Origin of the sequence: Lysinibacillus sp. NPDC056959 (genome assembly GCF_042674095.1) — a bacterium.
GTDB lineage: Bacteria > Bacillota > Bacilli > Bacillales_A > Planococcaceae > Lysinibacillus > Lysinibacillus zambalensis.
Map to the genome: position 1 here is coordinate 57,266 of NZ_JBHURE010000019.1, position 22,991 is coordinate 80,256.

Below are 22,991 nucleotides of genomic sequence, written 5' to 3' on the forward strand. Positions count from 1 at the left end.
GCCGTTAGTGAAGAAGAATTTTTTAGTCAGAAATAACGATTACATTTTCTGCAACTTGCTTTTGTCAGTAAAATTTGGGTTTTCAACTAAATCAAAGGACACTTTTTGACCTTGTTTAAGGAATCTGAATCCATTCAGAAATCTTTCTTTATCAGGTAAAATCGAACTGAAATGAACATAAACATGGTTTCCATCCTCACCGTCAAGCATGATACGACCATAACCCTTTTCTTCTTACCATTTAACAATTCCCTCTCGTTTCATATCTGTTCGGCCTCCAATTCATTTTTTTAACTAAACTACTTCGTTACCTGTTCTCCCCCTTATTATTACTTTCTTATAGCACTAAACCTCATCTTTATTTGAATAAGAAAAAAGAGATATATGTGCAACTCAATGTAACTTCAAGTAAAGCACCCGTTAATTAAATAAGCCTATTTTATTGAACGTCGTCAATTCTTCCCATGAATTTTGGTATGGTCCTCAAAGTAGAACAATGAATAATCTTTTCTAATGTCTACTGTAAACGAGAAAATTTCCTTTGTTGATATATCCTCAAGAAGAATTTCAAATAACCCCATACCTCTACGGTAATTAATTTCCACAGCTTGTATGTTCTCTCTACTTATTTCGTAATTTGTTTCAACATAGCTTGCTGCATAATTATATGCGACAGCACTTCTCTATTTAGAGTCATAATATGTGTTACAAATAAAAATAACAAGTAGACAAAATATTATATTGAATATTATTACTTTCTTCATTTTACACCCTTATTCTCATCTTAAACTACCCTCACCCGTTAGCCATCCATGTAGCGAAAAATCGGCGCTACACCACAGAAAATGAAAGACGATTACGTTCTTTCATGGGAGTTTAATAAGAACAGAGACGCTTCTTCCACAATCGCGCCCGATTACTGAAATCGTTATTCAACTAATGCAACAGTTAATTAATCTTTATTAACAAACTCGTAGACTTCTTTAACCGAATTACTTGATAGTGTGTAAATAGTGTGCGTGTCTTTTGTATTCATTATGGTTCCAGATTCCTCTGTAATCCAAAGAAAATAAGTTTCTTTGCCACTACTAAATTGATACTGTGGTTCTGTTGCTATGTTGACTACACCAGGCTCTTTTTTTGATTTGCTTACTGCCTTTTCAAATATAGCTATTTCTTCCAATTCTAATTCTAAATCAATCGCTTTAGTGTTAATGTACGCTTCCTCTTCTACATTCTTTTTAGTTATTGGTTCGCTTGTTTTTGTTTCTGGCTCTTGAGAACAGCCGACTAATGCAAAATTAATTATTGCAAATAATAAAAATATCTTTTTCAAAATATCCTCCCCTTTAATAATTTGAACATTAATTTTTGAATAAAGTTTCAAATCTTCCAAGCTTTTTAAATATAAACATAGATGCCTATTTCCCTTAAAGGTGTTATTCCGCAATATGGCCCTTTCCATGAATAAAGAAGCTTTCCCTATTACGGAAAAGCGCCCGATTGTTGTATAGCCCCTGTAATTGAAGTATAGGAACGATAAAACTGGTATACAGCTTAATAAATTGTCTCTATATACAGGTTTTTATTCTGCTAACACACTCTGAAAAATCTCGAAAAGTCCTATCGTAGCTTTGTTTATATAGCTTTGCATAAAAAGCTGTAAAAACAATAGTCCTCGTAAAAAGGCACGAACGTTGAATTAACAACATTCGTGCCTTTTTGGTGTGTTTCCAAACTTTCATTTTGGAACGTTTTTTTAATGTAAATCTTATAAATATTCATTGTAAAAACTATTCTACGGATTATATGATATAGGATTAAAATTGAAAACTAATTTTATTCTTTACTAGCAAACCATTTTTCACTTAAGTATTGAGAAAACCCGAGAATAATCGTAATACTAATGCCAATTAAAATAAATCGTATATCATTATTAGGTAAAATTCTATTTATGATAAAAACAAAAATCATTACAATAAGTGCAAATGTTATTGAAAATAATATTTTTTTCAGCATTCGTTACACCAACTTTTTTTGATATATTGTTTATTATACCAATTTTCAGGTTGTTTTCTCAATGGTATTAAGCTTCCCAAAGCGTCGTTTGGTCACATTTCTTAACTTAGCGTTGTAAATCCCCATAATTTTGAAGGTACTCCTTGTTGCACTAAACTGCCACGTTCGTAAAATCACACCTATCAACTGAAGGAATATCTTGCTATATCCGGCAAGCACTTAAAACCAGCCAGTCTTGCACATCGTATCCGCTTTATGAAATCATTTTTTCGTTGGTCTCATGAAGAAGGATACCTGAGTAAGAATCCAACTTCCAAAATTAAAGAACCGAAAGTAGGAAAGCGGATACCCATCTGCACCTTTAGTTCAATAAAGAACACGTTGGTACAAGAAGCGATGTCTACTTGAACAATCACCTCTTAAGTTTCCGTGTATGTATTAATTAACAAAATTAAGCACCAAAATGAATCAACCATTTATCTTCTTTTATTGCTTCAGCAATTTTTTTCATCAATTCTTCAAGTTGTTCTGATTTGTAGTCGTCGTTTGCCTCACGCACAATATTTAAAAATTGTGCGTGAGAACTCGGTGGTATCAATGTTATTCCAAAATAGGAGAGATTGTTATAAGGTCTATTTGTGCTGTGTGCAAATGTTTTTAGATTATCTATTTTTTTACCAAAGTCCTTAGAAGATAGTTCATCAATAAGATCGCCATCCACACTTATGCAATCATATTTTTCAGGTTCATAATGAATATACTCTTTATCTTTTTCTATACAAGCAACTATTCCAAACTGGTGAATATAAGGCATATTAATACATCTCCTAATTTTTCAATTTGTATCGGCTAGTTTTCCATACAAACTCCTTTATGTTCCTCTATTATACATAACGTTTTTCACATTATCTCACAACACTTTCTTGTTCATTCTTGTACTAACCTGCACCTTTAGTTCAACAAAGAAAAAAGGCTGCATACGCAACCCAATGATTTTTACCTAATCATTAACATATATTTACCCCTGGAATATATGTTAATTCATTCATATGTTAATTCATTCATATATTTATTATTTATAGTGTTCAAGATAATTTCCTTTTTCAAAAATCTCTTTTGAACTTAGGGCAGTCCATTCCTCAGGTGTTACATTTGGATGCAAATCAAGATAGGATTTAACCATCTTGTAGCCTTCACTGTAACCGTAACCTATCGGTAACCCTTTACCACCATGTAAAATTTCTAATGTTCGATTAAAGTCGTAGTTATTTAAATCAGGTTCAACTTTAGACCACAATTCCTTGTTGTAAGTAAAATCCATTGGTATATAGCCAAAGTATTCGGGATAAACGGACCTTTCAAACATGACCGCTTTTCCTTCGAAGACAATATTATCCAAAATAGAAGGCCAGCCATTCTTACTGAAATACTTTTCCGCCCAAACACTGTGATGGTATTCGTGGGCAACGGTTAACTTTATACTATCATCCAAAACATTTAGATTAAGCGGGATGATAATTTTGCCCGCCCCAACTGTGAATGCTGTACTATTATTGGTGAAGGAAGGGAATACGCAAACTGCGACATCACTCTGAGAGGGTAAGAGGTCTGCGGATTTCAAAAGAGATTCTTGAATGAGTTGATTGATTTCCGCTTTACGATTCTCCATTTTTTCACTTATAACTTGTATTTCTGTTAACCCTTTAGGAACCGTATTAAGAAGGGTTTCTGCCATATGTAGGTATTCTCCATTTTCAAAACAATCCTGGTATATGGGTTGAATGATTTCTTTATTATATAGTTCCAAAGTTTCCGAGGTTAAAAGATTCGGATTATCTTTGACCTTTTCAATATACGGATAAAACAGCTGATTGACATGAATGATTTTGTATTTTTGTCTGGTTTGAGGGTGTTCAAATGAGTACACAATCTCTTTGTAATCTGTTATTTGCTCTTTCTCGTGAAGTTGGTTCTCACCTTTTTCTATTTGAGTGCAGGCAGTAAGCGTTAGACCTGTAATAATTAAAATTAATACTGCAACACCTTTGAGATAATTAATCAATAAAATCCATCCTTTGCAAGAAAAATATAAAAAATCCCGACTATTCAAACACACAAATTACACTATATCCCAATTATTGTTTACCTAATATTTTGAAATTTCTTAAACAACTATCCTGCCCCATTAGTTCAATTAGAAAAAAAGAGCTGCCTATGCAACTCAAGGATCTAAGAAGTACTGCTATAGTGGTAATGTTGCACCAAACAACTCGTCTTCCTGATTAAGATAATCCAAAACACTCTGTATATCCTCTACATTGTAACTTTTAACAACTATCATATGCTTTATGTGAAGTCCTGTTGGATATACATTTGGTTGTTGTAAACAGTTTCTTAACCGTTCTGGAGTATAAAGAATACACCATCTTTCACTTCCGTCACTCATTTTCAAACTTATTTCTATCCAATTTGTTTCATTAGCGTCATTTGATACTTCATCATCAAAATTCCAACTTATTAAGTCTATGACGTCCTCACTATTCACATTAAAAAGGTATAATGGAAACCATCTTAATCGTCCATTGTCACATTTAATACGAACCATTTCTTTATCATTCTCTATATCCATTACTTGGTATGTATTTCCTCTTGTTAATGCTTCGGAATATGCACCTTGTTTTCGACAAATCAAATTCTTATTTTTCATAAAACCCCAGAATTTAGCGAAAATGGAATGTGAACCTTACAATTAATATTACCACGTTATTCAACTATCCTGCTACGTTAGCAAAATAAGGAAAAAGAGCTGTCTAAAACAGCTCAATGAACTTCAACTAAAGCATCCCGTTAGTTTAATAAGAAAAGCAAATCTAATTAAGAATAGTACATACTTATGATACGGTTCACCTTAATGTAGTTAGTTTCCATTTTCTATATATATCCTTACCAGCGATTCTTCGCTATTTTCACCAAGACAACGTATAATAAGAGAAGCAGAAGAAGAATTCATTTTTTCTCTAGTTAAAAAAAGAGGTGCAATTACTTGAAACAGTTTGAAACAGCATTACCTGAGCAGTATGAAACATTAAAAAAACAGGCCAATTATACGTCTAGCTGGCGAGAGCGTTTAGGCGCAGTCGAAATGTTATCGGCTTATCAACATGACAAAATCTTAGATTTATTAAAAAATCGTATGCAGCATGATACTGTCTACAAGGTGCAATTAGCAGCCTATGAAGCACTTGTGGCGCTTGGCGAGGACGTAGAGAAGCCATCACCTGCACGTTTTGATATTATCAAAGGAACAGACAAAATTTTCCTGCGGGTTAAAAAGAGCTTGCCGAAGGACCATACAGTGGCAGACTTTGCGGATAAACTAAAACGTATGCGTTTAGATGTCTTTGATGCATATGAAGGCGACAAAGGTGTACAATTTATGAACTGGTTAGAGGAACGTTGGGCAAAACTGTAATCAGTAGTTTTGCGATTTATGAAGGAAAGTCATTCTCTCCGCTTGTGGAGGGAATGGCTTTTTCTGTTGGTTTTGAATAAAGTTTGATTAAAAAAGTTCCACAAACACTAATTAAGAAAAAAAGACGGGATTGCTGTGGAATCCCATCTTGAAGTAAAGTCTTCGTTAGTGAAGTAAAAATTCTATTTTAATGCATTTATCTTTCAGTTTCGTAATCATTAATAATTACGTTTATAATATTACATTGTTCATCCGCAACTGCTTTGTTAGATTGTTTATTATAGTCGTAGGTCATCAAAGCCTTTCATAAAGCCCAACCTCTTGCTCTATTCCAAGTTTCTTCATCAACATTCAATGCATTCTTAAATGCCTTTCTGCTTTTGTCATCAAAGAACGTCCAAGCCATTGCAGCATCGCAAGAAGGATCTCCTACCCCCAATATCCCAAAATCAATAACCGCACGTAATTTACCATCTTTAATTAATATATTTCCTGGAGCTATGTCACCGTGGACCCAAACAGGTTCACCAGCCCACTTTGATGTTAATGCCAATTCCCAGATTTCCTTCAATAAGTGTTTATTAAAAGTAGTTACATCATTATTAATGGCATCTCTACACTCATCATCGTATACAACAATATCACCGCCTCTATAAAAATTATATTCCCCAGCTATGGGACCTCCACTGGCGTCAATAGATTGTAATTCAACTAAACCCCTCCAATTCATTCGCAAATTGATTTTTAATTTCTAAATTAGACCACTCTGGAAATTGGCTATTTATTAACTTCGAAACTAAATCTACGTCTGTTTTTATCATTTAATTTCTCCCTTTAATTTGATTACATTTAATGTACCATATACTTACTACTACAAGGATTTCTTATTCCACTATCTTGCACCGTTAGATCCATAAAGAAAAAAAGAGCTGCCTAGGCAACTCAATGATATTTAATTACGCACCCGTTAGTTTAAGAAGAACACAGTGGCAGTCTAGGATAGGAAAAAGTCTTAGATTGCCACTAACTTTTTGAACTACTGCACTGAACTATGGGACTCTATATCAAAATCCACATCCTGAATAAATTCGATAACCTCTCCATTAGGACTATGGACTAGAGCGTTTCTGATAATAAGAGGAGGCTCTCCGAGAGTTAGATAGTCTGCTTCCACACAAGGTTTTGCCCCATGGGCAAGTGCCGTTTGAAACGCTTTGTCGACATCTTCCACATAAAACGCTAGGTGAAGCATAGCTCCGTAAGCAACTTCCTCTTCCGACTGAGCTTTCTTCCCTTGTGCTGGAATGATAGCTTCGTCATCAAAAACCTCGAGACATGTTCGGCCGTCGGGAGAGATCAGCATCGAAGCTTCCTTGATTTGAAACGAAGGAAGGCTCCAATGATGTCCACGCTTAAATCCCAATGCTTCAATGTAAAACCGGATTGTTGCCGGATAATCTTTTGCCTGAATTGCAATATGAGCAAGACCTTTGATATTCAAATATAATTTCCCCTTTCTAATGAATTTAGTATAGAATAGTGTTGCAAGGAAATACATACAATAAAAAAGGAAATTATCGAATTACACTTTCCAAAAATAACGAAAATCAATTAATTTTATTTATTTTCGAAAATGCATTAGGAGGAATTATATATGGAACATTGGATGGATGAAACTGATTACCACATCTTGGGTCTTCTTCAGCAGAATGCACGTATCTCCATTTCACAAATAAGTAAAGAAGTGTCCATGTCCCAGCCCTCGGTAAGGGAACGAATAAAAAGGCTTGAGGAGAAAGACATCATCTCGGGTTATACGGCAACCTTTCGCCATCAGGCACTAGGTCGAGGGTCCACGGCATTCTTTCTTATTAAAACAGAGCAATGTCAAGCACTGGTGGATTTTTGCGAACGAAATCCCGTTGTAACCGATATGTTTCGAATTAGTGGTGAATACAATTACATGATCAAGATTCAGACTGCTTCCATAGAGGATATTGGTCAATTTCAAGATTCTATTATTAAATTCGGACCATCCAAGTCCCTTATCAGCTTGAAAAACCTGATTGAGAATCGGATTCTACTACAAGAATCTTCATTACCATTTCCTACTAAACACTTATCATAAAATTCTAAGCTATTGATTAAGTTGATTTTTATTATTTTCACATTATCTCCTCCTTTTCTAATAGCTTAGTCCTTTACGTAACGTCAATATATAGCTTTTAATGCTTTAGAATGATCTCTAATGTTGAATTTAAGCGTTTTAGCAAATATATAATCTGTTAATCCTAGTGTCGCTCTAATTCTCCTCTAGAAAAGCGCATGCACTTTAGCACCTTCTATCCGCCTCATTTACTCGATATGACCTTCGACAGAAAGGACTTTGTTTGATGTGCAAACTCATCCAATCATTCCTAGCTGTCAATGAAATTCGCATGCCAGGTGCACAAAAAAACAAGCACCCAATAAAATAAATTGGACGCTTGTTTATTATACCCATACATTTAATAGGGCAATATCATTTAGTTAATGAAATCTTGAGGAATACATTCACGAACACCTGAATTTCTCATGGAGTTAAATAAAGCTGCACCGATTCTTAATAAAACATTGGTATCAGTACCATTCTCTAAATCATAAATTACGTAGTATGCATTATCAACTGTAAAAATACATTTTCGTTCTAATTCAAATCCAGGTGGTACAGTTGGAAGATTAATAACTGGTCGAATCACAGGTGTATCTCCTTCATCTCTAATAAAATTGAAAGTTTGTTGGTCAATCTCATAGATATTAATTGCTTCAATCTCTACACCTTTATCTGGAACTGTAATTTCATCTTCAACTAATAGGAAAAAGCGTTCATTTCGAAAATTGAAAAGACTTCTCGAGCCAATTTCAAATGATGCCATTTTATATTCACCTCCTCTTCATTATTAAGTTTATTCATATCGAATAAAGTTGTTTGGACGAAAAGGAAGGAGGAGCGAAGAATAGAAAATATTATATTATCAATACTTATAATACTCCTGGTTGTTCGTGGGATTTTATCACAGGAATTACTGTTACGATAGATGGAAGATACAAATAACCTACATGAAATCCTATAACAATTCCAATCTCTGATAAACCATGTATGTACTAGTATCTCTTTTGCTTAGAATTAATATAGTAATTTAATTTTACTCAAAAAGATAAGAGCCTTGCTACAAATAATAAGTAGCAAAGCTCTTTATGTTGGTTCATGTTTCATTTACATTTAATAATTATTTATCCCTTAACAATATGTTCGAGTTCTAGGATAGTTTGTGTTGCTAATTTAATTTTCTTTAATATTGTGCCAAGCACCATTCTTTAGTTTCTTGATCGGCAAAGGATGCTTCTACACTATTTAAATAAATTATCCGATAATCTTCTTCACTTAGATTAAATTCGTTGTCAACTAAATGTATTTCTTTTTCCATTGTAGTATCTGAAACTGTTCTGTTATCCGTATTAAATGTCACTTTTATTCCATCTTTATGAAACTTATAAATCGGATGTTCAGAATAATTATGAACGGCTTTCGTCTGGACATTACTTGTTGGACACATTTCAAGCACTACCTGTTTTTCTTTCACAATCTTATAAGCCTCGGCGCAATCTTTAATAAATACTCCATGCCCTATTCTTTCAGCACCTAGCAGTTCAACAGCATCTAAAACGTTTTTTCCAATTCCTGTTTCACCGGCATGAATAGTAACTCTGTAGCCATATTTTTTAGCTAATGCAATTGGATCTACGAATTTTTCACAAAAGCCTTCTTCTTCAGATGCACATAGGTCAATTGCCACCACACCGTTTCCAAGGAATTTTTTCCCCTTTTCAACTACTTCAAATGCGCTTTCTACAGACATCGTTCTCATGCAAGACAAGATTATATTTCCCTTTATTTCGTAGCGGCTTTCAGCGTCCCTCATCCCCTCTATAACAGATTGAATAACTTCTTCAACATCAAGACCTTGTAATGTATGAAGTAACGGGGCAAATCTGACTTCTAAATATTTCACGTTTTCTCTTGTTGCATCCTCAAATAGCTCAAAAGTAATTCTTCTTAAGTTCTCCTTAGACTGCATAACTAAATTAGGAAGAGAAAATCTTTTTAAATACTCATCAAGGGATTCACATTCTAACGGAGCAATTAGCTCCTTTTGCAGTTCATCCTTATCAAAAGAGGGTAACTGAATACCTTCCTTCTGTGCAATATCGATAATAGTTTCACCCCTTAAGCTTCCATCCAAATGACAGTGAAGTTCAATTTTTGGCAATGCTAAAAAGTTCATTTTTGTCCTCCTAAAATAAATTTTTAGATTAAAATACAAAAAAATTCCTGACTACAAAGAAGATACAAGTATTGTACTTGTACTTTCTTCGTAATCAGGAATTTCGGTTCCTGGTAGAGACCCCCAAACCATATTATTGGGGTTATACGGAATTTCATTTTTTTAAATAATAATAAAAAAATATTAGGTTGTCAACATGGTTCCGAACCTTTTCTTTAATAAAAAGCATATTCTACAATAAAAATTTTCAGTCAGTAGCCGCATTTGGAATTTTAAGTTATTAACGAACATGAAATTTCAATTAGAACCTAAGACAATTCACGTTTTATAGCACATTAAAAATCCTTCATAAAAAAATGTCTGCTTTAGATCATTAGCAGTCATTTTTTTATTAGTAATATTTTTGATATATAAATTCTATATCAATAAAATGGCAGTAGTAAATGGTTTCATTTTATTTAAGGCAGTGTTGTTGGTGTAATTACCATTTTACAAATAGAAATTAAATCTTCTGCTACGGCACTTTTAGATAGTCTTTTAGTTACGTAAATGTCTGCAAGCACTCGAAGTACCGAATGCCACCAAAGAAAGCTTTTATAAAAGAGCATGTCCTTTTTTATAATATGCTTTGAATTTTTTTATTTGATATAATATTCACTTCTTAAAAGCATAAAATAATATGGATTAAAACCAAGCATTTTTTAAAAGCTCTATTCCCTTGTAAATTCCTTCTTCATCTAAGTTCGCAAATCCAAGTAAAACTTTTGCTGGTTTTTCTTCTGGAGGAATCGCATAAAAAATTGACGTTGGATATAACTTTACACCTTCCATTTTTGCTTTTTCTATTAGTTCATCTTCGGACATACTATTATTTGGTTCCAGCAGAATATGTAATCCACTACTAGCACCATAAATTTTCACTTTATCTCCCATTATTTGATTAATTGCCTTTAATAAGGCCTCGTATTTTCTCTTATAGCTATTTCTTGATTTACTCAGATGTCTCTCCCAATGACCACTTTCCATAAATAATTGTAAAGTATGTTGATGTAATCTCGACACAGTTTGAACATAATAGCTGTTCTCGATATATAAGTTAATTAATTTTCTTGGTAAAACCATATAACTTAGTTTGATGGAAGGAATCAACGATTTTGAAAATGTTCCCATATATATAACATGATCATACGAATCTAATCCTTGTAGAGCCGGTATTGGTTTCCCAGCATATCTAAACTCACCATCATAGTCGTCCTCTATGATATAAGCGTTTTCTTCTTTTGCCCACTCTAATAACTCTAGTCTTCTTGAGATAGGCATGACTGTTCCCATTGGAAATTGATGAGATGGAGTCACATATATGGCTTTAACCTTGCTATTTCTTAAATGGGCAATACTAATCCCATAATCATCAAGATGTATTGGTTTTACCCTTATACCATTATCTTCAAAAAGGTAGCGAACTCTATAATATCCTGGATCTTCCATACCAAAAAGCTTTTCTCGTCCAATCAAGTTACATACTATTCCCGTAAGATATTGCAAGCCTGCCCCTATTACAATTTGGTCTGCAGAGCATTTAACCCCTCTAGCTTCATAAAGATATTTTGCAATATAACCTCTTAATTCAAGCTCACCTTGTGCATCCCCATATAAAAAAAGGTGACCTTGTTCTTCATTAAGACTTTGCATACTCAATTTACGCCATATTTTATAGGGAAAGTCTTTTAAATTTATATCCCCATAATTAAAATCATACTTAATTACAGTAGGATCTTTTTCTTTGTTAGACTTTAATAATGTTTTATCAAATTTAACATTATTTTTTTGAAAATAATCCTTTTCAAGTTCTACAACATATATCCCCTCTCTTTCTCTACTTACCACATACCCTTCTGCAAGGAGCTGTTGATATGCAACGTCTACTGTGTTGCGACTAATGTTTAAATGTTTAGCTAAACTTCGTTGAGAGGGCAATTTGGTTTTAGCTAAAATGTTTCCATTTTGAATTTCATCTTTAATGTATTTATATAATTGAAAATATAGTGGTTCTCCATTATTTAATATTGGTGTAATTTCAAACATATATTTTTGGCTCCTTTAGAAATAACATTCTTGGCACTTTTAACGGTACCAGAGGGTTATTATAATAAAATCTACATTGTGACGGAGAAAATGTAAACACATCCTATAATAATATTTTGTTTATTCCAAAAACTCACAATGATTTCTATTAAGTAAGGAGAGATTTTACATGTATATTCCTAAGTATTACAAAAAAACTGATTTAGAAGAAATCAAAGAATTTATTAAAGACAATTCATTTGCAACAATTGTTTCAATAAGAAAAGGAAAACCAATAGCAGCCCATGTACCATTATTATTGAATAAAATTAAGGATGAATATTACCTCACAGGTCACTGTGCATATGGAAATCCTCTATGGAGGACTTTTGAGGATATAGATGAAATATTAGTTATATTTAATGGTCCACATGCGTATATTTCTTCTTCTTGGTATGAAAAGGAAAATGTGCCAACCTGGAATTATCAATCAGTTCATGTTTATGGAAAAGCAAGTCTCATGGAAGGAAATGAGTTAGAACAAGATTTAACTAACTTACTTGAAAAATATGAGAAATTCCGTGAAAATCCTGTATTGTGGGATAAACTTTCTCCTGAAATGTTACAACAAGAGTTAAAAGGAATAAAAGGATTTAGAATTAAAATAGAAGAAGTTCAAGCTGCCTATAAATTAAGTCAAAATCGTAATGCTAATGATTACGCAAATATTATTAGCGAGCTTTATAAAGAAGAGGATCCTAATGCTTCTGCAGTGGCAGAAGCTATGAAGAAAAATAAAAATGACTAAAACAGAAGGCAGAAATGTTATATAAACGTTTCTGCCATATATATTTTATATAAGAGTTTTTGTCTTGATGATATCAATTTGTTCTTCATCACCCATATAAATAGAGTGAGTCCCAGTATGGATAAAACCTATTTTCTTGTAAAAAAATACGGCATTATCATTCTTTTCCCAAACACCTAACCAGATGTTTTTTTGTTTTGTGCTACAGCTATTTCCATCGCTTTGTTGATTAAATGTTTTCCAAGTCCTTTTCCTTGATATTTATTTCTAATGTAATTGCTTTCTCCATATAAGTTTTCATATTTTCAGGTGAGTTCTAATCTTTAAATGTGTCATTGAATGTTTCGACACTAACTTCTTGTAGTTTTATTAAATCTCCTATACTACACTTACCTAATTTTACTGTCATTGATTACACTCCTTTATAGTTAACCCTCCATAAATTTTATATTGCAAATGCAGTATATAAAAAAACAAATTCATTGGTTACTCCTAAACATTTGTTTAATAACCATTTTATAAACAGAAATATAAATCTTCTGCTGTGGGACCTTTTGGTAGTCACTCGCCCGTTGAATTACGTATATGTCTAACTAGCACTCAGGGTACCGAACGCTAACATAGGAATCTTTTTGAATACATAAAAAATCAATGCTATATAGATTAAATCTAAATAAAAAAGTCGTTAGAGATATTGAAATAAATACTATCAACCTATATTCTTAATTGACTTATTTATTTTTTTTAGCTATTATATCCTCATTAAAAATGAGAGGTTGAGGACGATGATACGTCGTTTGAAAAAATTTAAAAATGTCGCTGTGAAATTAAGCTTCTAAGTATATATTAAAAATTTTAATTACTTAGAAGCGAGGTAAATATAATGAACAATCAACTATATAATCATTGGTCAGAAATAAAATATCTAAAAGATTTAGTGACAAATCCACTTATTGAAGTAGGTAACTATTCATACTACTCAGGTTATTATGGTAATCAAAATTTCGAAGATGGCTGCGTTAGATATCTTTGGGGCGATGACAAGTCACGTAAATTATTTAATCCTATTAATGATTTTGGTTGGCATTTAGATAAATTAATTATTGGAAACTATGTTTGTATCGCAAGCGGTGTTATCATTTTAATGGGTGGTAATCATAATCACCATTCTGAATGGATAACGGTATACCCATTTACAGAACAAATAGAACGCTCTTATGAACCCAAGGGAGATACTGTTATTAAAAGTGATGCTTGGATTGGTATGAATGCTATGATAATGCCTGGGGTTACTATTGGAGAAGGTGCGATTGTTGCAGCAGGATCTGTTGTTTTAAAAGATGTTCCTCCTTATACTATTGTCGGCGGAAACCCTACAAAAGAAATAAGAAAACGTTTTTCAGATTCTGAAATAGATAAATTATTAGAATTACGTTGGTTTGATTGGGAAAGAAATAATATTGAAAAAGCTGTTCCTTTGTTGTCAAGTGGTTCCATCAATCAATTGTATGATTTCTATATAAATGAAGTAAAGATAAAATAATAAACAATAAACTATATTCTATTTAGAGTGTAGTTTTTTAGCTTTATCAAAACGTTAGCGTATGATAATAGGCAAAAAAACCAGGTACTCACTTTTTAATGAGCACTTGGTCATTTGTTTTTTTACCGTCTTTGACTGACAAGTTAGTCCATTTTCAGAGCATGCCTTCCAATCTTCCATATCGATATCTTTTTAAATATAAAGTACTAAAACAACATTGTATTTAAAAAAAATCATCACAAGTAAAACTAGGCTTAGTGAATATTTTACTTGCTCCTGCTTTGACTACATTTACAAAGTAAGCACTTAAAGGCATTGGTTACTTCGAAACTTTTCCAAGTGTTGTTACTTAGTAAACATATTATAAAGAGTAATAATTCTTCTGCTGTGGCACTTTAGTGGTCTCTTGCCTGAAACCCAACGTCTTACCATTGAATGATCAATTTCTAATTCTTTCGCTACTGTTTTATAACTCATACCCTCTTTTTGTTAGAATTAATAAAGTTATTTAATTTTAATCAAATAGATAAGAGCCTTACTACAAATTATAAGTAGCAAAGCTCTTTATGTTGTTTCATTTACATTCTATAATTATTTATCCTTTAAAAAATGAATTATAAGTTGTTATTTTTTATTCTGAACGCACCCCGTTCGTTGAAGTGCATTTAATCACAATTACAAATAAATAATACACCCTTTTTCTTCTAATTCACTTAACCACTTTGGTATGTTTAATTGATGGTTCCATCTAAGATCAAGACGCTCTAATCCCTCAATTTCCAGCAATGATTTTGGTAAGTCAGTTAGAAGATTACTTCTTAGATCAATTTCTAATAAATTCTTCCATTGTCCAATCTCTTCAGGCAATGTGGTTAATTGATTATGCCTCAAATTTAATCGTCTCAACCTTAAACATTTATGTAACGATTGAGGTATTTCTTTTAATTGATTATCTTCCATATCTAAAACACGTAATAATGACAATTCCCCTAAATTCACCGGAAGAGTTGTGATTTGATTATTTTTCAAATGTAATTCCTTCAAGTTACTTAATCCACTAATACTGTACGGCAACTCTTTTAATTGATTATTCATTACCCGCAGTTCTATAATATTGGTCAAATGTCCAAGTTCTTCAGGTAATTTTATTAATTGATTATCACTTAGATTTAAATATTTCACTTTGACCAGCTTAGAGATTTCAGGTGGAATGGATTGTAATTTATTATTATGAAGGTATAAATAATCCTCCAAATTATTAAGGGAGCCAATTTCAGGAGGAAGAACGGCAATTTCATTATGCCCTGCATCCAGCATTCTAAGTTCAGTTAAATTCTCTATCTCGGCAGGCATTTTACTGATCTTATTAACAGATATATTCAACACTTTTAATCTGTTCATTTTATAAATTTCTGAAGGAATCGTCGTGAATTTATTATCAAAAAGGTTTAAATTTGTTATTTCTTTTATGGGTACATCTAAATTAGGTAAAGAGTCTAATTTCATATGGGGAAAATCTAGTTTCATTTGTCTGCCTCCTTTTTTTAAAAATACAATCATAACATAATTCAATGGTCTAAATTCAATTTTTATATCTTTGCTAAACTAATCTGCTCCGATATTTTAAGTACATTTCTTCACAATCTACACAGCCTAGTGCGATTTTTTCGACATTCTCCTCCTGAGAGTTTTCTTCCATGCAAAGTGGCACCTACATATGCAGTGAAAAATTTGAAGATACTTATTTGAAGGTTTGGAAAGCGTGTACTATTACTTCGTAAATATTTTAATCTCCGTTTTTTCTCATAAATAAAAGCTGAACTAAATTGTTTGAATTAGTTCAGCATAAAAATAATGTATTATAATATACACATTTTATTAAGGTGACTCGTGTATTTAAGATACTACTTTACTTATTGACTTATAATAAAATATCTAAGATGTTTTTATTTTTTAGGTAATTTGAAGTTTTAACAAGTCATAAATGTAATTTCATTTAAATCTATTGCAACCTGTTGGCCACTAGGAAGGAAACCACCTAAACTTTTTTCATCAATAGAAGTCACAAATACATTTAAAGTTCTTCCGTCTCTTAACTTCATATTAGCCCATTTTTGAATACATCCACCAGTTTGTTGTGGTGGAGGATATGGTGGGTATGGTGGATATTGTGGTGGATACTGCGGTGGAAATGGTGGGTACTGTGGCGGATATGGTGGAAATGGTGGGTACGGTTGTGGTTGGATCGAGCCTGGACTTATATATGGCTGTGGTTGTATTGAACCTGGACTTATATATGGCTGTGGCTGTATTGAACCTGGACTTATTTGACGTGGCTGTGGTTGGGTTGAACCTGGACTTCGCCGATATGGTTGAGTCATGAACACACACTCCCTTATTAACCTAAATTTTTAATCTAAATTAACTTATGTAAAATATCTAGATATGTATCCGCTATTATCTCTATTACAATCTTAAAAATCTCTAGATTGATTTGTTTTAAGGGCTAATAACCTATTTTAGCCGCTTTTATAGTGCTTGTATGATACAACAAAAACAACGAAATACTCGATTTATAAATTGAGTATCTCGTTATTTTTTTCATGAATTTTATTAAAATTAAAACCCTAAAATTGAATTGCAGCTAGTTCAACGTGATTTCAAATTCCGAGTTCGGCACGCCAGCAAATACAACCGTTCCGTCCTTCGGCAGTTTTACTTTGTTATCGCTACTCACAACAGTAAAATTGACGCATACTCCATTCTCATCATACACCGCGAACGCACTCTTCTCTGGCAACGCCACGTTCATCGTTTTCCCTGCTACCGCTTGCGGGATCGTAAACCATCTCGCATGCCCATTTGCTTGTAACGTAACTTTAGATGATTTGCTTGCATCAAGCGGTTTTACGTTGGTTTCACTTACGTATAACAATCCGGACATCTCCATATATTCATTACCGCCTTCTGTATAAAAAAGAGATTCCGTCGTATCACGGCCTGTCATCCCAGGGATCTGTAGCTGATGCGCGGCCGAGTTTGGGCCTGTAATTTTTCGGCCGGCCCAATAGCCCTCTAGACCTTCATTTCGATTAATTTGTGTTGTAAGCATCATTGGTGCGAGATATTGAGCAGAACTATATTTCTCATTTACGAGATAGAACTTGACGCCTTCCCGCTTCGCCCATGCGGCAGTGGTTTCCTTCGATAGCACGTTGTCTTCTAGTTTCTCGGCTAAATAGTGAGTAAGCGCTACTTGCCCTAAACCAGGCATCGATATAAATGAGCTTTCTTTCAAATATGTTCTTCTATTCTTCTCTGTGACGAAGTTGAGTTTGGAGGTACCTTTCTCATTAATAAAGCTTCCATTCGCAGTATATACATATTTTTCTTCTGGATTAGATGGTAAGAACAGTTCTCCATTTTTCTTGATTTTTACATTGAAATGACTGAAACTATTGCCGTAAAAACCCGCTTTCTTCGCTACATCTTGAGGCATTTTGGCCTTGACCGGCTTGCCAAAGGATTTGTTTGGCTCAATATCCTTAATTGTGCCTTTCTCTTTGAGTGCAGCGAGCAGTAATTCTGTCGCCATCAGTTGATTTGTAGCGCTGCTACCGCCGGAGGATAACACAGCCACTGCCATCTTCTGTTCAGGAAGGACGACTAGTGAAGCATGTTGCAGTCCCGTGTCGCCTCCTTTAGCCAAGCCCTTTATCCCATATTCACTGAATGGATATAGTTTCACACTATCCCAGCCAAGACCATAGTTGAAGATATTATCTCCATCCCCTGGCCACATTCCTTTTTTATATTCCTCGTGCTCCATCGCCTTGACTGCCTTATCAGAGAGGATTCCTTTTCCCTGCCCCATAAATAATTGTGAGAATCGAACCATATCTTCTGCTGTGGAAGAGATCCCTCCCGTACCGATCACATTCACCGATTCAGTAGGAAGCTGCCCTTGGTAAGTTGGAAAATAAAGTCCAGCCCGCTTATCGTCTTCCCATTTGTCCTGCGGCGTTTTCGTATGATTTAGCTTTAAGGGTTCTGTAAACCGTTGATGTATAAACTCGGTAAAACTCATACCACTGACTCTTTCCACCATAATCTCGGCTAGCGTAAACCCGTCGTTGCAGTATACGGAGAACGCGCCAGGATCCGCCTTCAAGTGTTGGTTGGACAACTGCCGCAACAAGTTATCATGTGCATAGGTATCATTATCTTTGAATAAAAATGTATTACCATACCCAGTACCTTGCAAGCCGGAGGAGTGGTTCAACAGCATACGCGGCGTAATACGTTTATACCGTTCATCCTTCATCTTGAAATCAGGAACATAGTCGACGACAGGAGCATCCAAATCGACTTTTCCTTCGTCGACCAATTTCATCACAGCTGCCGCTGCATACATTTTACTGACTGAACCAATCCCGTATAGGGTATCTTTGGTCAGTGGCTGTTTCCCTTTCATATCGTTCTTGCCTGTCTGACCCGACAAAATAAGTTTGCCATTATCAATTAACGCATACTGCACACTAGTCGTCTCATAGGACTTCGTGAGTAGCGCAGCCTTCTCTGCCGCAATCTTCTTCAGTTCTCGGCTAGTTACTTCTTGGCTAGCTACAACCGTAGTCTGACTGCTAGAAGACGCCATCGTCCCTGATGGTAGGCTCATCGTTAACGCTAATGTAGCAGCTAACACCCCAGATAGTTTATTTTTCATAAAAGAATTGCCTCCTTAGATAAGTATCGATTTCATTGCTTATTTCGAACAAAGGTATCTCCTTGTTGTCCTTGTTAAGCAGTATACATAAGCAAAACCAAATTAAAGGAAAAAGAAAGTAAATAAAAGGTAAAATTCAGTATCTACCTTCCGTAAAAAAACTATTTAGTTAAAACAAGAATAGGCGCCTATCAGTAGTAATCTTTTTAAAATTTGTGAGTAGATTTTCTTATAAACAAAAACTGAACTAAATTTTATAAATATTAGTTCAGTTTAAAAATACCCTATTATAATGCTCCACATTTTATTAAGAATACTAGTCTATTAAAGATATAACTTAATCTATTGGCTTTTATTGAATAAACAATATTGAATCCGCCCAGTTGGCATGATCATTGTCAATATTATCATTAGCATCAAACGCAACTAACTCAAGTGTATTTTTTCCTGCAATATTTACTTCTACATGTTCAGCTGGTTCGTTCGATTTTTTAACCGGACTTATATTTAAAATTTTACCATCAGCGATTATCACAAAATTCACAGAACCATGACCCGGCGCTACTTGATCATCTATTCCTACATCTACTGTAAATTTAGTATACTGTCCATTCAAATTATACTTAATTGAACTATTTGAGTGCGATCCAATCTCTTTTTCATATTTCACACCATTAATAGATAACTGTGTTTTATAAAACGATTGGTTTTTATTATAAGAAAAATAATTAGGTTTCATTTGCTCTATATCTCCTGTAACTGAAATTGGAGTTAATTCATCACTTAATTGCACAAATACAGGTGTAGCAGCTAAAGTAGTAGTATTTCCGCTTACAAAAAATGTACAAATTGTAAGCATTAAAACCACAGCTAAACTTAATACATTAAATCGAAAACCTTTTGATTAATAACCTGCTTTGTGTTTTTCATATCAAATCCCCTTTCGATTTTGAAATACATTTCTTATCTTTACACAACAAACCAAAATTTTCAATCTTTTTTAATAACTGTAAATTTTGTCTAGAAAATAGAATACAATCAGAAACATTAATCCACAGGTTGGGAAAACGTTCATTAACACTTCCTAAATAACTGTTGCCATTAGGAAGAAATCCACCTAAACTTTTTTTCATCAATAGAAGTCACAAATACATTTAAAGTTCTTCCGTCTCTTAACCTCGTAATAGCTCATTTTTATGGTGGATACTGAGGCGGAAATGGTAGGGACGATTGTGGTTGTATTGAACCTGGATTTATTCAACGATATGGTCGAGTCTTTAACACACACTACCTTTTTTACCTAAATTTTTAATCTTAATTAACTTTAGTACTTGTATGATACAACAAAAATAACGAGGTGCTCCTTTATAAATGGAGCAACCCGCTAATAGCATTAGGAGCTTGGGTAAAATGAGTTCGGTATTGCACCGGACTCGTAATCATTGTCTTTAAGTTGTTCTGGACCTGAATTCAAATCTTTGATGAATGAACCAGTCGGTCCGAATTTATCACCAGCAAAAAACTTTGCTATGCGCAACATTTTTTCTCACTATTTACTCGGTGACCCTTTTATAGTTACTTTCCTCAGATTGCTTAGTAACAAGGTAAAAATCTATCTCCCCGTATTCCTCAAAATTCCATTTTCATAGCTCTCAATTGATTTTAGGTATTTAAAAAATCCCATCTTTTCATTAAAAATATTATTTATTTCTCTTTAATAGACATATTACCAACCATCTTCCAACATACATCCATAAAATATTACTGAAGGAACAGCTTTCTCAATTAATAAGTAACAAACGCCTATAACTTACGGGGTAAGCAACATATTACGAAATGGAGGTGACAAATAATGAAAAAAATGGACCCACAAAATTTGATTTGTGACAGTTGGTGTGAAAATAACCGAGTTTTTTTGCCCCGTATAAAAGCTGTTGACATATGTTCTATTCAACCTCCGCCAGTGGTTATCCCTGAAGGAACTGTTATTCCAATAATAAATAGATATTTCTATATTGTTGCAGAAGATATTGATTTAACAAACGGAACAACCCTTCCAGCTAATTTATTTACAGATGATAATGGCGATCCAGTAACAGAATTCAAACTTTTTAATCCCAATGGATATGTCAATCTTTACATCAATGCTGTGATGCAAGAGGGCGGTGCTTATAAAGTAACCTCAGATTCGTTAAACCTTAAACCATTTAATGCCACTATTTTTGCCGGAACACCAATCATTATTGAATCATTGGGATTCCAACAAATATGATATAAAAATCTGCTAAATTACTTTTCTTTTAGCCTTGAAAGGAGGTGAAACAATGGCTCTTTCAATTATTAATATTCATGTAAATGTTCATGCTACTTCCACAAGATTTTTTGATGTGTTAGCAGCAAATTTAACAGTTGCTGACGGTACTACAATCCTTGCGACTGCCTTTCTAGATGATAGCGGGAATGCCGCTACTACTTTCCCAGTAGTAGCAAATGGTTACTATAATTTTTATATAAATGGTGTACTACAAGAAGGTGATTCGTTTACAATTTCTGCAACAGAGTTAACTTTTAACGGTGTTACTGGTACAATCACAGCAGGAACTCCTTTGGTAGTAGAAGCTGTGGAATTAGTTACACAAACTTAATGACTAATAATCATCCAAACAATAAGTTTTAATAGTGTAAGCTTTCTAGCCTGTCTTCTATTTTGGTGCTTAGGGTCACTTTTATCCCAAGTGACACCCTCCAAGCCTATAAATATTTATATAGTAATCCCTCTTCTCGAATTCTCTTCATTATCACTTCAGTCATTTCCCCTAAGGAGATGGCTCTTTTTATTTCATCCCTTTCATACATATATAAAGTTGTAATGTTTTTGGCATATACTTACTCGGGATAGCAAACTGTTGCATGTATCGGTCCAAGCTGTTATTGCACTACGCTATCCCCTTTTCCCCTGTACAATTTATTAAACTTGAAATATTTTCTTTTTGTTTCGATCAAAAACATCAAATCACGGAGTATTTAATAAAATAGTCACAGTAACACCATTAGAAAAAGCCCCACCTGTTGTAGTTAGTTGAACTGATAGAAGTGTACATCTATTAACTGTTAAATTTGCAGATGTTGTTGCACAACAATTCGGAGTTGTAGACGAGTTTGGTCCTGTAACTGTAGCTATAATTCCAGTAGCTATCGGAGCAGTAAATCCACAGTTTGAACTTGTAAATATTTGGGCAGAAACTATTTGTCCAGCACTTAGAACGTGGTCACGTATATTCAAAGTTATACTTTTTATCGTAGCATCCACTGGAATAACTATTGAACTTCTTACAAACGAAGCTGATGAAGTACCTGATCCAAGAAAGTCATTGTTTCCTACTGATTGATCTGTAGAAAGAAAAACCTCCATTAACCCTGAACCACTTGGTCCGGTTGGTCCGGTTGCTCCCGTTGTTCCGGTTACCCCTTGCAGACCAGTTGTTCCTGTTGTTCCGGTCACCCCTCGCAGACCAGTTGCTCCCGTTGTTCCGGTCCCCCCTTGCAGACCAGTTGCTCCTGTTGTTCCGGTTACCCCTTGTGGTCCAGTTGCTCCCGTTGTTCCGGTTACCCCTTGCAGACCAGTTGCTCCTGTTGCTCCAGTTACCCCTTGTGGTCCGGTTGCTCCCGTTGTTCCGGATACCCCTCGCAGACCAGTTGCTCCTGTTGCTCCTGTTGCTCCAATTCTCCCCACTATTATTTGCAATCCAGGTGAACCTACCTCTTCCGCTAACCCTTTGAAATCTGTTAAACCAGTTACTCCTGTTATTCCTTGATAACCTATCTCTCCAGTTGAACCTGTTTCTCCGTTTAGCCCTCTTCTAAAATTACTAAAACTCATTAGATCACCTCCTCCCCTTTTTTATAATATTTTAATTAAAAATAATGAAATAGACATAACACTAGCGAAATAACCGGAAAATGATATCTTATAAATTCTTTTTTCATCCTCCTTAAAGTGTTACATATTAATCTTTCATTTTTATGTGAGAACC

At 34.1% G+C, this 22,991-nt stretch carries 19 protein-coding genes, 3 pseudogenes and 1 riboswitch; of the genes and pseudogenes, 6 read left to right on the top strand and 16 right to left on the bottom strand.

The genetic code is table 11. From position 1 onward, the window contains the following. Positions 1-39 precede the first annotated feature (39 nt). From ACFTQ7_RS18515 to ACFTQ7_RS18535, 5 genes and pseudogenes are all read right to left on the bottom strand, one after another. Positions 40-219, bottom strand: a pseudogene (locus ACFTQ7_RS18515) (cold-shock protein); the annotation flags it as partial. 733 nt (positions 220-952) lie between these two features. After that, a complete protein-coding gene (locus ACFTQ7_RS18520) occupies positions 953-1,336 on the bottom strand; it encodes a YhfM domain-containing protein (protein WP_386830315.1) in 384 nt (127 codons plus the stop codon). 1,134 nt (positions 1,337-2,470) lie between these two features. Continuing rightward, a complete protein-coding gene (locus tag ACFTQ7_RS18525) occupies positions 2,471-2,833 on the bottom strand; it encodes a hypothetical protein (protein WP_386830316.1) in 363 nt (120 codons plus the stop codon). A gap of 258 nt (positions 2,834-3,091) precedes the next feature. Beyond that, positions 3,092-4,081, bottom strand: coding sequence for a DUF2268 domain-containing putative Zn-dependent protease (locus ACFTQ7_RS18530; protein WP_386830317.1), 990 nt, complete (start codon positions 4,079-4,081; stop codon positions 3,092-3,094). Positions 4,082-4,261: 180 nt separating this feature from the next. Further along, complete coding sequence (locus ACFTQ7_RS18535; protein ID WP_386830318.1) at positions 4,262-4,711, bottom strand: hypothetical protein; 450 nt, start codon at positions 4,709-4,711, stop codon at positions 4,262-4,264. 351 nt (positions 4,712-5,062) lie between these two features. Between ACFTQ7_RS18535 and ACFTQ7_RS18540 the strand changes: the two genes are divergently transcribed. Then, a complete protein-coding gene (locus tag ACFTQ7_RS18540) occupies positions 5,063-5,491 on the top strand; it encodes a HEAT repeat domain-containing protein (RefSeq protein WP_386830319.1) in 429 nt (142 codons plus the stop codon). A 196-nt stretch (positions 5,492-5,687) separates the two neighbouring features. Here the strand turns inward: ACFTQ7_RS18540 and ACFTQ7_RS18545 are convergent. Together ACFTQ7_RS18545 and ACFTQ7_RS18550 are read right to left on the bottom strand one after the other, a co-directional pair. Then, positions 5,688-6,234 (bottom strand): annotated as a pseudogene (locus tag ACFTQ7_RS18545) (phosphotransferase); the annotation flags it as partial. A 293-nt stretch (positions 6,235-6,527) separates the two neighbouring features. Beyond that, positions 6,528-6,992 carry a VOC family protein gene (locus tag ACFTQ7_RS18550; protein WP_386830320.1) on the bottom strand — a complete coding sequence of 155 codons (465 nt, stop codon included), beginning with the start codon at positions 6,990-6,992 and terminating at the stop codon, positions 6,528-6,530. Positions 6,993-7,145: 153 nt separating this feature from the next. Here ACFTQ7_RS18550 and ACFTQ7_RS18555 point away from each other — a divergent pair, with 153 nt between their 5' ends. After that, positions 7,146-7,619: an Lrp/AsnC family transcriptional regulator gene (locus ACFTQ7_RS18555; RefSeq protein ID WP_386830321.1), complete on the top strand. Its 474-nt coding sequence runs from the start codon at positions 7,146-7,148 to the stop codon at positions 7,617-7,619. 397 nt (positions 7,620-8,016) lie between these two features. Here the strand turns inward: ACFTQ7_RS18555 and ACFTQ7_RS18560 are convergent, their stop codons facing one another. From ACFTQ7_RS18560 to pdxR, 3 genes are all read right to left on the bottom strand, one after another. Beyond that, positions 8,017-8,406, bottom strand: a complete 390-nt coding sequence (locus ACFTQ7_RS18560) for a spore coat protein (RefSeq protein WP_386830322.1) — start codon at positions 8,404-8,406, stop codon at positions 8,017-8,019. A gap of 417 nt (positions 8,407-8,823) precedes the next feature. Continuing rightward, positions 8,824-9,816, bottom strand: coding sequence for an adenosine deaminase (gene add / locus ACFTQ7_RS18565; protein ID WP_386830323.1), 993 nt, complete (start codon positions 9,814-9,816; stop codon positions 8,824-8,826). Positions 9,817-9,887: 71 nt separating this feature from the next. Next, positions 9,888-9,986: riboswitch (purine riboswitch) on the bottom strand. A 514-nt stretch (positions 9,987-10,500) separates the two neighbouring features. Further along, complete coding sequence (gene pdxR / locus ACFTQ7_RS18570; protein WP_386830324.1) at positions 10,501-11,901, bottom strand: MocR-like pyridoxine biosynthesis transcription factor PdxR; 1,401 nt, start codon at positions 11,899-11,901, stop codon at positions 10,501-10,503. Between the two features lie 169 nt (positions 11,902-12,070). On the opposite strand from pdxR, the gene ACFTQ7_RS18575 reads away from it, so the two are divergent. Beyond that, positions 12,071-12,688, top strand: a complete 618-nt coding sequence (locus ACFTQ7_RS18575) for an FMN-binding negative transcriptional regulator (protein ID WP_386830325.1) — start codon at positions 12,071-12,073, stop codon at positions 12,686-12,688. A 45-nt stretch (positions 12,689-12,733) separates the two neighbouring features. Here ACFTQ7_RS18575 and ACFTQ7_RS18580 read toward each other — a convergent pair. Beyond that, positions 12,734-13,097, bottom strand: a pseudogene (locus tag ACFTQ7_RS18580) (GNAT family N-acetyltransferase). A gap of 474 nt (positions 13,098-13,571) precedes the next feature. Here ACFTQ7_RS18580 and ACFTQ7_RS18585 point away from each other — a divergent pair. Continuing rightward, entirely contained in the window at positions 13,572-14,231 is a 660-nt protein-coding gene (locus ACFTQ7_RS18585) for a CatB-related O-acetyltransferase (RefSeq protein ID WP_386830326.1), read from the top strand. Between the two features lie 675 nt (positions 14,232-14,906). Here ACFTQ7_RS18585 and ACFTQ7_RS18590 read toward each other — a convergent pair. The 4 genes from ACFTQ7_RS18590 to ACFTQ7_RS18605 all read right to left on the bottom strand — a co-directional run bounded on the left by ACFTQ7_RS18590 (position 14,907) and on the right by ACFTQ7_RS18605 (position 19,816). Next, on the bottom strand, positions 14,907-15,758 hold the full coding sequence (locus ACFTQ7_RS18590) for a leucine-rich repeat domain-containing protein (protein WP_386830327.1): 852 nt from the start codon (positions 15,756-15,758) through the stop codon (positions 14,907-14,909). Positions 15,759-16,201: 443 nt separating this feature from the next. After that, complete coding sequence (locus ACFTQ7_RS18595) at positions 16,202-16,612, bottom strand: hypothetical protein (RefSeq protein ID WP_349660922.1); 411 nt, start codon at positions 16,610-16,612, stop codon at positions 16,202-16,204. A gap of 263 nt (positions 16,613-16,875) precedes the next feature. Next, positions 16,876-18,957 (bottom strand): serine hydrolase domain-containing protein, encoded by a 2,082-nt coding sequence (locus ACFTQ7_RS18600; protein ID WP_386830328.1) that lies wholly within the window; start codon positions 18,955-18,957, stop codon positions 16,876-16,878. A gap of 352 nt (positions 18,958-19,309) precedes the next feature. Further along, positions 19,310-19,816, bottom strand: coding sequence for an NPCBM/NEW2 domain-containing protein (locus ACFTQ7_RS18605; RefSeq protein ID WP_386830329.1), 507 nt, complete (start codon positions 19,814-19,816; stop codon positions 19,310-19,312). A gap of 993 nt (positions 19,817-20,809) precedes the next feature. Between ACFTQ7_RS18605 and ACFTQ7_RS18610 the strand changes: the two genes are divergently transcribed. Beyond that, entirely contained in the window at positions 20,810-21,229 is a 420-nt protein-coding gene (locus tag ACFTQ7_RS18610; protein ID WP_386830330.1) for a DUF4183 domain-containing protein, read from the top strand. A gap of 52 nt (positions 21,230-21,281) precedes the next feature. Then, entirely contained in the window at positions 21,282-21,602 is a 321-nt protein-coding gene (locus ACFTQ7_RS18615) for a DUF4183 domain-containing protein (protein WP_386830331.1), read from the top strand. Between the two features lie 368 nt (positions 21,603-21,970). On the opposite strand, the gene ACFTQ7_RS18620 is transcribed toward ACFTQ7_RS18615, so the two are convergent. Then, entirely contained in the window at positions 21,971-22,837 is an 867-nt protein-coding gene (locus ACFTQ7_RS18620) for a collagen-like protein (RefSeq protein WP_386830332.1), read from the bottom strand. Positions 22,838-22,991 lie beyond the last annotated feature (154 nt).